Raw genomic sequence first — 15,571 nt, forward strand, 5'->3', positions numbered from 1 at the left:
AGCGTCAGTGAGGCCAGTCGAAGAAGCCGTGCGAGGACTTCGCGAGCTGCGCGGGACCGCCAGGTCCCGCGAACTGATCGCGCGGCTGCGCCGCGCGACACGAAGCGAGCGAAGGCTTGGAAGACGCGAAGCGTCTTCCAGTGGATGAGCGACCGGAGGGAGCGTTAGCGCGGAACCGGAGGTTCCGCGAACCATGCGAATAGTGCGGGACCGCTGGTCCCGCATACCGTGCGAGCGGGCCAGTGGCCCGCGAGCAGACGGCGGCGTTGCCGCCGTGAGCAGAAATCGGCTGGGGAGAGCGAGGTGCGAACGAACGTGAGCACCTCGGAACAGCGAACGGCGAACGGAGTGAGCCGTGAGCGGCGTGGCCACTCCCCGTGTCCACGATAGCAGAGCGCTTCGGTTCACTTTCCCTAGATCTCTAAAACCCTGTTCAATAAGCAGCGCTACTGATCGACCGATTCATCGAAGAAGTCTAGAAAGAAAGCCGTAGGCGTATTCATCGATCTGCAGATCCCTCACGATTCGACCACCATCGAACCGGTCTCCCGAAAAACGTGCGTCGGTAGCGAGCTACGCCAGAATCCGTCGACGCATGGCGACTGCACTCGCTGCAAGCGCCATCGCGACGACGGCGAGTGCCGGCCCGAAGCCAGGAATGCCGTCACCGTCGGCTTCGGTGACCGCGATTTCCGCCTCGACGACGTCGTCGGGCGACTCGAGGCCGACGGTCACGTCACCCAACTCCTCGAGCGTCGTGTCGAACTCGAGGGACTCAGAGGCACCGGCCTCGAGTTCGACCGTCGTCTCGTCGACCGATTCGTCGTCGACCGTCAGCGCGACGCTCGCCTCGTCCGCGCCGCCGCCGACGTTGGTAACGGTCGCGTTGATCGTCGCCGACTCTCCCTCCGTAACTGACGCAGGGGCGTCGAAGGCCTCGAGCTGGAACTCCGCCGGCTCGAGGAGGTCTATCGTGGCGGTCTCGGTCTCGTCGTGCAGTTCGACGACGTGGGTTGCGGTTCCCTGTTCGTCGTGTGTGAGGGTGAACGTCTCCGTCGAGCCGTCGGCGTCGACCGTGACGGTCTCCGTGGCGACGGACTCGCCGTCGATGCGGACCTCGACCGTTTCGGCGACCGGTTCGTCCGCTTCGTTCGTGAACCCGACCTCGAGGTCGTACTCGCTGCCGGCGGCAGCCTCCTCGGGCAGGGAGACCGACTCGAGGCCGACCGTGCCTGGCTCGTAGATCGACAGGTCGCCGAGAGGTTCGTCGTTGAGGGCGACGGTGCCGTTCTCCGCGGCCGTCCAGCGGAGCGTCTCGGTCGTCTCGCCGTCGGCGTCCACGTGGACTGTACTGCGCGTGACCTGTTCGTCGCCGACGGCGACGGTCGCCGTTTCAGACCCGGGGCCACCCGTGTTCTGGTAGGTGACGGCCGCCTCGAGCGTCGTTCCTTCGACTGCCGCTTCGGTGTCGAACGACGTGTCGACGAGGTCGATACTCGGCGGCTCGAGGACTTCGACAGTGACCGAATCGCTCTCGCCGGCGACCGTCGCAGTTAGTTCCGTTTCGCCGACCGAGTTGGCCTCGAGCAAGCCATTGGTGACTTCAGCAACGGCTTCCTCGGAGTCGTAGTCGGCGACTTCCGTGGCTGTGACCGTGGAGCCGTCGTCAAGGGTGAGTTCGACGGTTACTGATGTGGTTTCTCCCTCGCCGATCGATGGCTGGGCGATTTGTAAATCGACGTCCTGGATTTGCCACTTGAGCACCGGGTACTCGTCGGTAGCGGTCCAGTAATTGCCGAAGTCAAGGTTCGTGTTTGTTTTTGGATCTTCTCCTGTTAATTCCTGTTCCTTAAGACCAGTACCATATTCTTCACCAGTTCCTATACTGTCGTCAGTTTTTGTCATGTCCACGTCCCAGTAGACGTCTGTTAGACCAGAGCCATCACTAGAGTCCCCTCCAGCGATGCCACCAGAGTATTCGTTAGAGGTATCGATATCAGACCTCGAGTAAATACCATTACCTGATCCTTCGAAATCTCCGAAAATTCCTCCGTTAAAATTCCCTTCTACATTTGCAGCGGCGTATGACTGGCGGACCGCTCCAGAGCTATACTGATTACCGGTTATTCCGCCTGCAAAACCATCGGTTGCCTCTACGGTACTCGTTGTATGTGACTCCATAATTGTACCCGCGTTAGCCCCAACAATCCCCCCGATATATTCATCTCCGTTCACACTTACATCCGCATATGCTCGTAAAAGAATCGGGTCTCCACGGTTCCGTCCAACGACACCACCTACGTATTCATTACCTTCAACTTCCCCAGTTACGGCGATTGAACGACCTTCTCCCTCGAGTTGACCAATTACCCCACCCACATATTGATCTCCTCTTATAAACGCGTTCTCTATCTCCACGTTTTCTACGGTGCCTGTCGCTGTTCCAAACAAACCAATATATGAGTCGCCCGGCCGATCGATAGTTAATCCTTTGACTGTGTGATTTCGACCGTCAAAGGTCCCACTAAACGGGATTTCGGTTCGATCACCGTACTCACTATCGCCGATTGGTTCGAATCCAGTTCCACCAGCCCAGTGTTCGGTATCACTGGCATCAATATCGTTCCCGAGGATGTAGTGTGCTTCGAGATCCTGGTTCATCGCCTGCAATTCCTCGGCATTGGTAATCACGTAGGGGTTCTCTCCAGTTCCGTCACCTTCTAGTTCGTCAAGAGCGGCAGTTTGCTCAGCAGCACCAACGCCTGCACCGAGAGCAATACCGAGTGCAACGATACAAATTGCAAGAGTAGTGATTATTGATTTTTCTCGTTGATGTGTCATCGTAGAGGGTCGTGAGCGATATCCCAATAGTGTTTTGGTTTCTTACTAGAATAGGGAATACTTATGTCGATTTTAGTTGACGGTTGGCGTATATAGATTGTATAAAGAACTGGTTTATTCTCCCCTATTCAACAACAAGAAGTCGGTTATTAGGTTCATCATCCGCCCAGTTGGAATCTTCTGGGGGATAAATGTCGAACTTGATTTCTCCGGTAGATTGATCCGGTGGGAGTTCAAGATCGCCTTGGTCATCGAAGTCAAATTGAACTTCATTATCTTCCCAGCTATTATCCCCAGTCGTTTGATCTAATGCGCCATCCATACGAGCATTAGATGCAGGCTCCGCTACAACTACAGCATCCTCGACCTCATTCCCGTCCTCGTCAATCACATAGACACTTACATCATCTTCATCAGGGCCAATAGAACTGTCATTAAACCGTACATCTACTTCTGTATCACCCTCGAACGTATCCACACCACCGAGAATCTGCAACATAATCCCGAGCGATGCGACACCGATGACTAGCGCGATCACCAGTCGGATCGGAAGGCCTTCGATGGCCCGATCGTCCTCGAGGAACGACCGGTCCGGTGTCGAAACACTGACCGTGGGCTTCGTACGTTGTTTCGAACCCATACCGTAGTTGGGCTCCTTATCTAACTTAAAGTTTGGATCTAAAATTGAAGTACGATCGGGGCCGAAAGGAGCTTATGAGCTTCGTCATCGGACGGGGATCCGACGCTGAAGAGGAGCAAGCGGGGCACATCGGTCAGTATCGCGCCCTCGACGGGAGTCGCGGGGCAGATCTCTACCTGGACCTCGACGGTCCCCACGCGATGTTGATCGTCGGGAAACGCGGCTACGGGAAGTCGTTCACGCTCGGGGTCGTCGCCGAGGAACTCGCACGCGCACCGGGCGTCGCACCCGTAATTATCGATCCGATGGGCGTCTTCTCGACGCTCGCAGAACCCGCGGAGGGGGAACCGGTACCGGTCGAGGTGATCGACGACCCGGCGGTGTCCGCCGACGTCCTCGACCCACGGTCGTGGTGTTCGCTGCTCGGGCTCTCCCCCGAGAGCGGGGCCGGCAGCCTCGTCTGGGAAGCCGCCCAGCAGACGCGTACCCTCGAGGAGATGCGCCTCCACGTCGAGGAGAGCGACGCCCCAGGGACGGAGAAACGGTCGGCGACCAACCACATCAACCTCGCGGAGGCCTGGGGCGTCTTCGATCCCGACGGCCTCGACGCCGCCACGCTCTCGACGTCGGAAATCTCCGTGATCGACGTCTCCGGCCTGGATTCAGCGCCAATGAACGCCGTCTGTCGGGGCATCGGGGAAGCACTCTATCGGGCGCGGGTCGACGAACGTATCGATCGACTCCCCTGGGTGCTGATCGACGAGGCCCACACGTTCTTCGACGGGGTCGCACAGGACGCGCTCCACACGATCCTCACACGCGGGCGTGCGCCCGGCGTCAGTCTCGTTCTCGCGACCCAGCGACCGAGCGCCGTCTCCGAGACCGCCATCTCGCAGTCGGACGTGTTGATCTCGCATCGCCTGACGGCCGAGGCCGACCTCGAGGCGCTCGACGAGGCCCAGCCGACGTACATGGAGGAGTCGCTGGACGAACGACTGCCGACCGAACCCGGCGAGGTCGTCGTCATCGACGACGCGACGGAGACGATCCACGCCGCCCAGATTCGGTTCCGCGATACGCCACACGGCGGGGGAAGCCCAAGCGCTCGTGAGGTTGCCGGCCTCGAGTAAGCTCCGAGGGGACGATTGACGGTCCAGCACCCGGGAACGCGTTCCACTACTGTCGAAATTTAAATGGGATCGGGCAGGAACCAACGGTATGACTGACATCGATCGCCTCGATCAGCGGCTGTCGGCCGTCGAGCGGGTCGTCGTCGACGGCGACGTTACGCTCGAGGAACTCTCGGAGCTGACGGCGCTGAGCGAGGAGGTCTCGGAGCTCGAACGCCGGATCGAGGAGCAGGAGCGTCGGATCGCGGATCTCGAGGCGTCCGTCCAGTCGATCGAGGGCTACGTCGGCAACGTCCAGTCGATCAACGACGACGTAGAGCGCCAGGCCGCGTCGGCAGTCGCGACGGTCGACCGCCTCGAGCGCCGCCTCGACAAACTCGAGGTCGAGATCAACGACCTCCAGGGCGGGTTGCTCGAGGAGGAATCCCCGGAGAAAGACGACGAGAGCGACGACGAGGGGACGGACGAGGAGGGCGACGATTCGACCGACGACGAGGTCTTCCAGTTTGGAACCGGGACCGACCCCACGCCGGAAGAGTCGGTAGCGGAACTCGTCGAGGAGACGACGGAGTCGGAACCGATCGTCGACGACGGCGTCGATCGCGAGATTTCCTCGGCGAATCAGTCGGCGGTCGCCTCCGCGATCGATGGAGAGTCGGATCACGGAACCAGTGTCGACGGTGAGGCCGAAGACGAGGAAAGCTTGCTCGATTCGCTGCGCGACCGGCTCTCATGATTCGATACGTCCTGGCGGCGTTGCTGACGGTCGCGGTGCTGGGACTGGGCTGGATGGCCCTCGATCAGACCGCACCGGAAAACACCGAGCGTGAGCTACAGGCTGCTATTTCGGACATCGAGGAGGCGGCGATCGACCTCGCGGAACACGAGGAGGTGTCGCCGCCCGAACACCCCGATCCACAGCGGGTCGTCGAGTTCACGATTCCGCCGGACGACCTGACGACCGAGGGCGTCTCGCACTTCGAGATCGATCCCGTCGACGAGAACGCCAGCATCGCTCGGTACGTGCTAGACGACGGGACGAGAAGCGAGGAGGTCGTCGACGAGCGGATCGTCTACTACGAACCGACCGAGAACCGGACGACGGAACTGGGCGGTCGCGGTACGGAACGACTCAGACTGGTACTGCTCGCCGACGACCGCGGCGAGCCGGTAGTCGTCGCCCGGCCGAACGAATCCGTCACCGGGTGACCGGTGATCGGCCGTCCCGTCAGTCTCTCGAGCCACCAGCACCGACGCAGGCGTCGGTTTTCTTCCCCTCGTACAATTTTAAACCAGAGGACGAAACCAGATAGAGTATGTCAACGGACGGGGCCGAGAGTACGGTTCAGCAGGTCCTCTCGGGGATCGGCCTCGACAGGCTGCTCGGCGATTCGGCGTCGGAGGGAGCGTGTGACTGCGATCTCGAGTTCGAAGATCGAACGCTCCTGGTCGACGCCGCCGACTGTAGCGGCGACCTCGTCGAGTCGCCGGACTGTCGCCAGTCGGTCGTCGAGAAGCTCGCGGACCGGGACGCGAACGCCATCGTCGTCTTCTCCAACGGACTGAAGTACCGGTACGATCGCGAAGAGACGGCGTTTCTGGGCGCAGCGGGTCGGTTCGTCGAGCTACTCGGGAGCAGAGACGAGGTCCTCGCACGCGACGTCGCTCGAGATCCGATCGAGTCGTCGGCAGGTCTGGAGACCCGGGTCGACGAAATCGGCGACATCGCCATCGAGTCGGGGCTCCTGGACGCGGTCGAGGGGGTCTCGTCGTACACGGACGTGATGTCACCCCGCGTCGGTCTCGAGATCGCGAACTACTTCATCGAGCGCTCGATCGATGACTCGACGCGGCTGGTCGACGTGCGCGAACTCGAGACCGGGAGTACGACCAGGGTGTACGAACGGGACAACGAGTTGCCGCTGTACGAACTCGACATCGTCGACCTCTCGCTGACGCCCGAGGAGCGAACGCTGATCATCGACGGCTACGAGGCGATCGCCGAGGGATGGGTCGAGGGCGACCGCGCCCCTTCCCGCGCGATCGAGTTTGCCTCGGACGAACCGGTCGATCCGACGCTGACGACGGTACTCGAGAAACACACCGAGGGCTACGGCATCCTCGAGGACCTGTTCGCCGATCCGGCGGTCACCGACGTCTACGTCACGTCGCCGGTGACGGCGAACCCCCTGCGAGTCGAACTCGACGGTGAGGCGATGGAGACGAACGTCCACCTCACCGAGACCGGGGCGAAGGCACTCGCCTCCCGGGTGCGTCGGACCAGCGGCCGGGCGTTCTCCCGGGCGAAGCCGACGGTCGACGCGACGGCGTCGCTGGCCAACGGTCGCGGCTTGCGTATCGCGGGCGTCACGGATCCGGTCGCCGACGGGACGGCGTTTGCCTTCCGCGAACAGTCCGACGATCGGTTCACGATACCCGGTCTCGTGGCCAACGGGACCATGCCGGCGGAGGTCGCCGGCTTCCTCTCGACGGCCATCGAACGCAACGCGGCGGCGTTGATCGCGGGGACCCGGGGGGCCGGGAAGACGACGTTGCTCGGAACGCTCCTCTACGAGGTTACGCCCGACACGCGGACGGTCATCATCGAGGACACGCCGGAACTCCCCGTCGATCCCCTCCAGTCGGTCGGTCGCGACGTGCAAGCGCTGCGGACTGGGACCAGTGACGGACCCGAAATTTCGCCCGCCGACGCCCTGCGGACGGCACTCCGACTCGGCGACGGCGCGCTCGTCGTCGGTGAGATCCGCGGCGAGGAGGCGCGGGTCCTTTACGAGGCGATGCGCGTCGGTGCGAACGCAAACGCCGTGCTCGGGACGATTCACGGCGACGGCGCTGACGAGGTGTACGAACGCGTCGTCTCCGACCTGAAGGTCGAACCCTCGTCGTTCGGTGCGACGGACCTCGTCGTGACCGTGCAGGCCTACGCGACGCCGGAGGGACGGAAACGCCGCGTCGCCCGCATCGAAGAGGTGCTGGGCGACGGCGACGACATCTGGTTCGAACCGCTGTACGAACTCGACGGCCGAACCGCCGCGGCCACGGGCCGGATCGACCGCGGTGAGAGTCGGTTCGTCCACTCGATCGCCGGGCCGACGGAGGAGTACGCCGACGTCCGCGAAGCCATTAGCAGGCGGACCGAACGGATACGGACGCTCGCAGAGGACGGACGAACGTCTCCCGAAGAAGTGGCCGCGGCGTACGCCGATCGGGTGGAGAGGTGACGGATCGTGTCGCTGTTGGCCACTACGATCCGTGGTCTCGCCGGCCTCTACCCCTACGAGGTGGAGGCGAGCCGCGAACTCGTCGACTCGGTCCAGTTCGTCGACGCGCCCTACGACGCCGAGACCGTCGTCAGGGCCGGATACGGGGCGGGGCTGATCGGTGCGCTCGTTCCGCTTCCGCTGATCTGGCTAGACGTCCCCCTCGTCTTCATCGCCGTCCTCGTGATAACCGCCTCGCTCGCGTCGATCCACGCCGTTCACTCCTGGCCCCACCTCCAGGCCGCGTTCCGTCGGACCGAAGCGTTGGGTGATACGCCGAACCTCATCGGCCGTGCCGTGTTGCGCATGCAGATCCAGCCCTCGCTCGAGAACGCGATCCGATTCGCCGCAGAGACGGGTGAAGGACCGCTCTCACGAAGCCTCGGTGCACACTTCAACCGTGCAAAAGGGACGCCACACGCCGGGTTGCTGTCGTTCGCCGAGGAGTGGTCCGAGTACTTCCCGGCGCTGCGCCGGTCCTCGACCCTGTTGGCGACCGCACAGGACGCCCCCGAAGGCGAACGTGCCCGGACGCTCGATCGCGCCCTCTCGGCGATTCTCGACGGGACGCGCAACCAGATGGCGGAGTTCACGTCGGCGATTCGGGCACCGACGACGATGCTGTTCGCGTTCGGTATCCTGTTGCCGATGGCGCTGATTGCCGTCGTACCGATCATTCCGGTGACCGGCGTCACCCTCAACATCTGGATGTTCGTGTTGCTCTACAATATCGTGTTGCCGGGAGTACTCATCGCGGCGTCGCTGTGGCTGCTCGTGCGCCGCCCGGTCGCGTTCCCGCCGCCGAAGATCGACCGGAATCACCCCGAACTGCCCGACCGACTCTGGCTCCGTGCCGGCTGGGGCGTTCTCGCCGGGGCCATCGTCTACGTCGTCGTGAAACTGTACGGTCCCGCCTACCTCGCCGAGGTCACCGCGTTCGGTACCGGCGTCGGGGCCGCGTTGCTCGCCATCTACAGTCCCATCCTCGAGTTGCGCCACTACGTCCGCGACGTCGAGGAGAACCTCACCGACGCGCTCTATATCGTCGGTCGGCAGGTCGCCGAGGGCGAATCCGTCGAGTCCGCGATCGACCTGGCCGCCGAACGCGTCCCGAACGAGACCGGAGAGGTGTTCGAACACGCGGCTGGGGTCCAGAAACGCCTGCACACGAGCGTCGAGGAGGCGTTCCTCGGCACGTACGGGGCGCTTCGGAACATCCCGAGCCAGCGGGCCCGTAGCATGGCAGCACTGTTGGCGATCGCCGGCGAGGAAGGCAAACCCGCCGGTCGAGCCATCGTCTCGATGGCCGACCACCTCGAGGAGCTCGAAGACGTCGAGGCCGAAACCAAACGAGCGCTGGTCCGCGTGACGAGTACGCTCGACAACACTGCGGCCTATTTCGGTCCGATGGTCGGCGGTGCGACCGTCGCCATGGCCGATATGATGTCGACCGAGAACTTCGAGACGCTCGAGGGCTTCGAGGAGGCGACGACGCTCTCGACCGATCATCTCGGTATCGTCGTCGCCATCTACCTGATCATGCTCGTCTGCATCCTGATCCCGCTGTCGTACGCGCTTCGCCACGGGATGGATCGAACGCTGTTTGGCTACCACGTCGGCCGCGGACTGGTGTCGGCGATGGTGCTGTTCGTCCTGACGGTCGGCCTGATCGAAATCGCGCTGGTCGAACCGATCTGATCCCGATTTCCGGGCCGCTCTCGAGGATCGCCGACGGACATCGTCTCACGAGAAAGGAACGGCGCGGGCTTTTCGTGCGTCGGTTGGCGACGCCAGTCGTAGCGCCATTCGATGCTCGGACGAGGACGTTAATTCACCTGTGTATCTTTAAATACTAACGAGTAGCAATCACGATATGGACTTCGAGGCTCCGGTAGACGCCTGGTACGTCTTGGTGGCGGTGATGATCATCACCACCGCACTCGCCGGGATCGTACTGGGCCTTCCCTCGGCTCCGCCGCCGGACGCCCAGCAGACCGCAAACGCCATCGAGGGAACAACCAGCAGCGAGTACGCCGCTAGCTCGTCCTACGAGCACGATGCGGAGACCGTGACCATCAACCGGAAGACGATCACGATGGAGAACGATCACGGGACCGCTCACGCGAGTTTCGGCTACGGCACTGTCGTCCCCGTCAACGGGTACGAACGCCTCGAGAACCTCACCTACGGCGCGTCGTTCGAGGACGAATACGAGGCGGAACTCCAGGACGGGGACACGCACGCGTTCGCGGTGTTCGAAGACGAGGTCGAAACCGCTTACGAGGAGAATACCGACGAGGAACTCGTCGCCGACGGCACGCTTCAGGCCCGCAAGGTCACGGTCGACTCCGGAATCGACGAACTCGAGCCGCTCGAAGAGAGTATCACGGTCGAAGTAGCGGAGACGTGGGAACCTGCGATCAACAAAATTCCTGGGTGGGACCCAGACGAGTTCATCGGCGCGGTCAGGATAGCGTACGACGGAGTCGAAGACAGGCAGATAAGCGCCGATATAGAGGGAGACCACCGGCTCCAAGATACATTCCCGTCTGTGATCCCTGATCAGTTCCTCCCCTCTCCCGATGATCTGGACGAAACTGAACAGCTACAGGCTAACAATGCTGGATACGACTCGGAAACAGTCGAAACCAAATCTGAGGGGTTTACGATCGAGACAACGGTCCTTGGCCAGGATTTTTACGCCGAATCCAAGCAGCCTGCCGAAGATCCGGTTGAGTTCGACATCCGCGTTTCCGATCCAGCCGGAGAGCTGCCGACCGAAACGGTGGACCTAGAACTCGAGCACGATGAGGGTTCGAAAACGTGGGAAAACGAGATCGAACGCGAGATGGACTTCGACCACGACCATCCGGCGATCGGGCTCAACGACGGAGGGAACTACTATGTCACGCTCGTCAAAGTCTAGGGGACAGACCGAACCCCTCGCGGCGATCCTGGCGGTCTCTATCTTCGTCATCGCCCTGGGCATGTACGTGATGGCGACACAGCCGTTGTTACCGGGTTCTAGTGACGAAGCGACCGCCGATCAGACGATCGACCGGATCTGGAACGACGTGGAAGAAGACGGCATCTTCCACGCGTACCCAGGCTCCGACGACATCTCCGACCTGGTCGAGCACGAGTCGATCCCCGGTGGATCGTCCGTGTACGTTTCTGTAACCGCGATCGAGAACGGTGCGGAACGAACCGTCGACGAGGCTGCGTTCCCGTCGGGCTATGCCTCGGACACGAGCCAGAGCGACATTACCGAACTCGAGCAGTACATCGCCGACGAGGGCACCCCCGACGACGCCAGCGTGGCGACGCGCTCGATTCCGGTTGCCGTCGAGAGCCGTGCAGACGTTCGCTCCGGAACCCTCCGGGTGGAAGTATGGTAACACGCGATCGAGCCATCTCGACGGTGATGGACGTCTGCCTGGCGCTGCTGATCATCAGCGCGAGCGTGATGCTCGTCGGGATGTACCTCCACGACGACGAGGAGTCGATCGAAGGCGACCGCGGTGATCAGGCGCTGGAGACCCTGTCCGGATCGACGGTGACGATCACGTACAATCTCGACGCGCCCAACGAGTCCGGCCACGCTGCGACTGACAGCGACAATTACGACCTCCCCGATAATCTGGAGCCGGAAAACGTCGGGGAACTCTACAATATCACTACTTACGGCTCGGCGGCCGATCTGCTCGGGGAGGCGGCCCTCTCGAACCTCCGGATCGACGGGACCGAACTGTTCGCCTACGGTCACGAGGTCGAGCGATCAGTCGAAGCGGCGATTCAGGGTCGACTGGTCGGCAGCGAGGGGAACGTCTACGCCGTCGCGACCTGGGAACCCTACGAGGGTGCCGGGATCAACGGTACCGCAACCGCCGGGAGCCGACCGCCGTCGACGGCCGACGTCTCGAGTGCCACGATGGAAGTCTCGACCGACATTCCGGCACTCGATCCCCGGTCGCTGGCTAACTCCCTCTTACAGAATCCAGCGAGTCGGCCCGACGCCGAAGACGGATTCGACTTCGTCGGTCGGGATATCGCTGCGGCGATGGTCGAGGGCTATTTCCCGGCCACCCAGAGCCAGTATACCCTCGAGTCGACGCTCTCGGAGAATCCGGCGACGCTGTACAACTATCGACAGATGGCTGACGTAGCAGGCGTCGATATCGAGTCGGAACTTACAGGGACGCTTCCCGACGCTACCGAGGCGAACGAGAAACTTCGCGGTGATCCCGGTGCGGACGGGCTGGCCCCCATTATCGCAGACGACCTGCGCAACAGTACGGCCGGAGAGAAACTGGAGGCGGCTATTGACGACTTCGGCAACAATCCGACGCCGGCCGAACGGGACGAACTCGAAGCGCTGTGCGAAGAACTCTTCGAACCCGAAACGATCGAAATTACCGTCCAGACCTGGGACTAATGTCACGACGCAATCGCTCACGACGGGACGCATCGTTTACGATCGCCGAACGCGGCCACGTACCGTTCGCGATGATCGCCGTCCTCTTGCTCGTCTCGAGCATCGGCGTCGTCGCCGTGCTCGAACAGCGATCCGAGCCGACGATCAACCGCGACGCACAGGAGGTGATGGATCGCAGTGAAACCGCAGCACAGAGCGAACTCCGGACGGCCGCGCTCGAGGCGACCCACCAGGCCGGTGCCGCGCCAATCAATACGACGGCCGGCAGTTCCGTATCCGCTATCGCATCGGAGTCCGGCCAGGAAGCTTTCGAACGGTACGTGAAACTGCTCGTCTATATCGAGGCAGCCGACCGCCTTCCTGCGGCGGGACAGTCGATGGGTACTGATACCCGTTCGTCCGTGTCGCTGGAGCCGGTGACCAGTGGAGGAAGCGGTGACGGGATAACGCCGTCGGAGGCTATCGAACGGGTCGAACTCGACATCGGACGCTACGAGAGCGGCCTCGAGAACGGCACCGTCGACGTGACGATCGAAGACGTCGAGTTCGAGGCGCAGGTCGACGGCGAAACGGTGCCGACGGAGACGCGATCCATCAGCACCACGGTCGGGACGCCGGTGTTCGAACTCAACGAGAAGATGAACGAGTACGAATCGGAGCTCAACAGGGGCTTCTTCGAGTCCGACGGCATGCCCGATCCGACGAGTCTCGACGGGCTCGGTCAGGAGATGGCGGCGCGACTCTACCCCATCGCGTACATGAAAGCGGGTTGGAACCGGCTGGGTGAGAAAACGACGGCTCCCCAGAACCAGACCTTCGAAGAGGTCATCGACACCGATCACGCCGAAGTGCTCGCGAATAACGCCATCTTCTCCGTGCAGGAGGAGGTCTTCGGGACGCGCGATCCACACGCCTCTCGCACGATGCGACCACAGTATCTCTGTATGAGTCTCGATCTCGCCACGAATATCGGAGACGTCGATCTCGAGGTGGACATGAACGACATCGTTCCGAGCGATAACATCACGTTTGCTGAAGATCTCGAAGACCAAGGAGTCAACAGCAGTGAGATGGACGGCGACGAGAACGTGACGGTACCAGTCAACGGAACGGTGGACTTCCAGGAGGAGTTCTGTGACGACAGTGGAAGCCTAAACAAGTGGATCTTCGGCGACAAGGCGACGGGCGACCTCCCCGAAGTACCGCCGGTGTCGGAACTCATCCAGGACGGCGTCGACAGCATGGAGGTCGGTAATCAGGAGATCGAAGTGCCGGTGAACACGCTCGCGAACGCGACGTACTACGAGTACGCGATCGAGGACTATACGCTCAAAGACCTGAAGGATCCCGCCACGTATATCGAAGATCAGGCCGACAATCTGAGGAGCACTATCCAGGGCGAAGGTGGTGACGTAGACGACTTCGAGATCGACGACATTACGGACGACGATTACGAACGGACGCTGGAGGACATCAGGGACGAACTCTACAAACTCGGCGTGCGCATCGAATCGGATGCGTGGTCTGGATCGGTACCGAGTCCCTCGTCGCCCGGAAGCGGATACAGTCGCTACTATGCGTTAGATACCGAGCGCATCGAAGACGTCACCATCAACGACGTCAGACACAACCCGCACCCCGACGGTGACGACTACACGAACCGTGAGATCCACACCATTACGGCCGACGCATCCGTAGACGTATACGTCAGACATGGATGGGTAAAAGTCGAGGACAACAGGACCATAACGGAAACGACGAACACTACGGGATCCGTGGGCGTCGGGTTCAACGCGACGATCACGAGCAACTACAGATACAGAGAAGGCGGAGAACACTTCGAATCTGCGGGTCAGTTCCGCGTCGCGGAGAACCCGATCGAGACCGACTACGGTACCCACGAGAACGTCACGTTCCGAGAGGGCTTCGAAACGGCGCTCGAGGAACTGACGAGTGTGGGCGATTACAGTAGGGCCGAGAGCGACCTCGAGTCGGATCTCAGATCGGCGCTTTCGAGTTCCGATCCCGATTCCCTCGAGAGTGCCGCGGAAAGCGCCCTCACGGATGGGAGCAGTGCGACCCTAACCGTCGATCAGGTGATCGAATCCAGCGAGGAAAGCGAGCTCGAACCGGTGATGCATAACGAACTCGAAACGGTACACTCCGAGTTCCAGTCGGCCTGGGAAAACGACCCGTTCAAAGTCGAACTCAGCGAGCTCACCGAGGACGAGACGCCGCCCCAGAAGGTCATGGAGTACATCAAAGACGAGATTCAGCCCGATCTCGTCGACGAAAGCGGGTACGAGACGCCCGAGGACAATCTGCGACAGCAGGTTCGCAAGGCCTACTTCGACCGGATCTACTACTGGCTCGAACTGTTCGACGACGAGTACAGTACTCAGTTGGACGGCGTGAACGACAAACTCAACGACGTAACCGGTGACCAGATCGACGGGCTCAACGAGGTGCTGGGCTTCGTCCAGGACTTTGCCAACGCCGACTTCGATCCCGATCCGGTCGACCTCGAGGGGTCGCCGGTGTTAGACGACGCCCAGTACGAGGTGTCGGGTGCGCCGACGTACTTGGCGGCGACGTCGATCAATCGCTCGATCGATCCCGCCGTCCGTCCCGAAACGTCGACGGTCGCCGACGCCAACGTTCCGTCGGACTTCCATCATGACCCGCTGGCGATCAAGACACACAATCGCGTCCCCTGGCCCGGGTTGCCCGTCGTCCTGCCGCTGCCCAGCAACTGGTACGCTACCGTCAATACCTGGAACGTCGAGGTTGAAGGCGAGTACGCCCGCCTCGAGGTGAGTTCGACGGTGGGCGATCCAGCCGACACGGATCGGCTGACCTACGTCGCCGAGGCCAGCCCCGTCGAGGTCGAACTCAACGACGGCTCGACGGTTCAAGTGGGGAAGAACGAGGCCGTCGACTTCGACACCAGTACCGAAGTGATCGTCATCATGCCCGGAGCCGTCGTCCAGACCGGTGGACCGGTGCCGGCTGTCGCGGATGGGCGGTCTACAGGATCTGGAGCCACATACTGTTCACAAACATGGGACGAAGTTGGTCCAGATGCAGCAGTAGACTACGATAATTGTGACAACCTCGGTTAACGTTGGGGAATACACTATGATGGCTTTGATAATATAAATATTACGTGGATTTATATTTGAGTGTATAAGTTATCTACTCATACAATCCTAATTCTCAAGCGAATCATGGTGGATTGGATGCC

Annotated in this window: 11 protein-coding genes; 9 read left to right on the plus strand and 2 right to left on the minus strand. The window is 61.5% G+C overall.

The features are described 5' to 3' along the window. Positions 1–573: 573 nt before the first annotated feature. A complete protein-coding gene (locus TX79_RS19810) occupies positions 574–2,841 on the minus strand; it encodes a CARDB domain-containing protein (protein WP_230198528.1) in 2,268 nt (755 codons plus the stop codon). Positions 2,842–2,965: 124 nt separating this feature from the next. Then, entirely contained in the window at positions 2,966–3,481 is a 516-nt protein-coding gene (locus TX79_RS18925; RefSeq protein WP_081655465.1) for a DUF7382 domain-containing protein, read from the minus strand. A gap of 74 nt (positions 3,482–3,555) precedes the next feature. Here TX79_RS18925 and TX79_RS02230 point away from each other — a divergent pair, with 74 nt between their 5' ends. The 9 genes from TX79_RS02230 (at position 3,556) to TX79_RS02270 (ending at position 15,449) form a co-directional block, all read left to right on the plus strand. Beyond that, entirely contained in the window at positions 3,556–4,611 is a 1,056-nt protein-coding gene (locus TX79_RS02230) for an ATP-binding protein (RefSeq protein WP_049925481.1), read from the plus strand. 88 nt (positions 4,612–4,699) lie between these two features. Next, a complete protein-coding gene (locus TX79_RS02235) occupies positions 4,700–5,347 on the plus strand; it encodes a DUF7310 family coiled-coil domain-containing protein (RefSeq protein ID WP_049925482.1) in 648 nt (215 codons plus the stop codon). Beyond that, on the plus strand, positions 5,344–5,820 hold the full coding sequence (locus tag TX79_RS02240) for a DUF7311 family protein (RefSeq protein ID WP_049925483.1): 477 nt from the start codon (positions 5,344–5,346) through the stop codon (positions 5,818–5,820). Before TX79_RS02235 ends, TX79_RS02240 begins: the two co-directional genes overlap by 4 nt. A 107-nt stretch (positions 5,821–5,927) precedes the next feature. After that, positions 5,928–7,853, plus strand: coding sequence for a type II/IV secretion system ATPase subunit (locus TX79_RS02245; protein ID WP_049925484.1), 1,926 nt, complete (start codon positions 5,928–5,930; stop codon positions 7,851–7,853). Positions 7,854–7,859: 6 nt separating this feature from the next. Continuing rightward, on the plus strand, positions 7,860–9,590 hold the full coding sequence (locus TX79_RS02250; protein ID WP_049925485.1) for a hypothetical protein: 1,731 nt from the start codon (positions 7,860–7,862) through the stop codon (positions 9,588–9,590). A gap of 175 nt (positions 9,591–9,765) precedes the next feature. After that, positions 9,766–10,818: a DUF7283 family protein gene (locus tag TX79_RS02255; protein ID WP_049925486.1), complete on the plus strand. Its 1,053-nt coding sequence runs from the start codon at positions 9,766–9,768 to the stop codon at positions 10,816–10,818. Then, positions 10,796–11,290 (plus strand): DUF7285 family protein, encoded by a 495-nt coding sequence (locus TX79_RS02260; protein WP_049925488.1) that lies wholly within the window; start codon positions 10,796–10,798, stop codon positions 11,288–11,290. The genes TX79_RS02255 and TX79_RS02260 overlap by 23 nt, the downstream gene beginning before the upstream one ends. Continuing rightward, positions 11,284–12,327, plus strand: a complete 1,044-nt coding sequence (locus tag TX79_RS02265; RefSeq protein ID WP_154660447.1) for a DUF7284 family protein — start codon at positions 11,284–11,286, stop codon at positions 12,325–12,327. Before TX79_RS02260 ends, TX79_RS02265 begins: the two co-directional genes overlap by 7 nt. Then, positions 12,327–15,449, plus strand: coding sequence for a DUF7286 family protein (locus TX79_RS02270; RefSeq protein WP_049925490.1), 3,123 nt, complete (start codon positions 12,327–12,329; stop codon positions 15,447–15,449). Before TX79_RS02265 ends, TX79_RS02270 begins: the two co-directional genes overlap by 1 nt. The last annotated feature ends 122 nt before the right edge of the window (positions 15,450–15,571 follow it).

Source organism: Halopiger goleimassiliensis (assembly GCF_000455345.1).
Taxonomy (GTDB): domain Archaea; phylum Halobacteriota; class Halobacteria; order Halobacteriales; family Natrialbaceae; genus Halopiger_A; species Halopiger_A goleimassiliensis.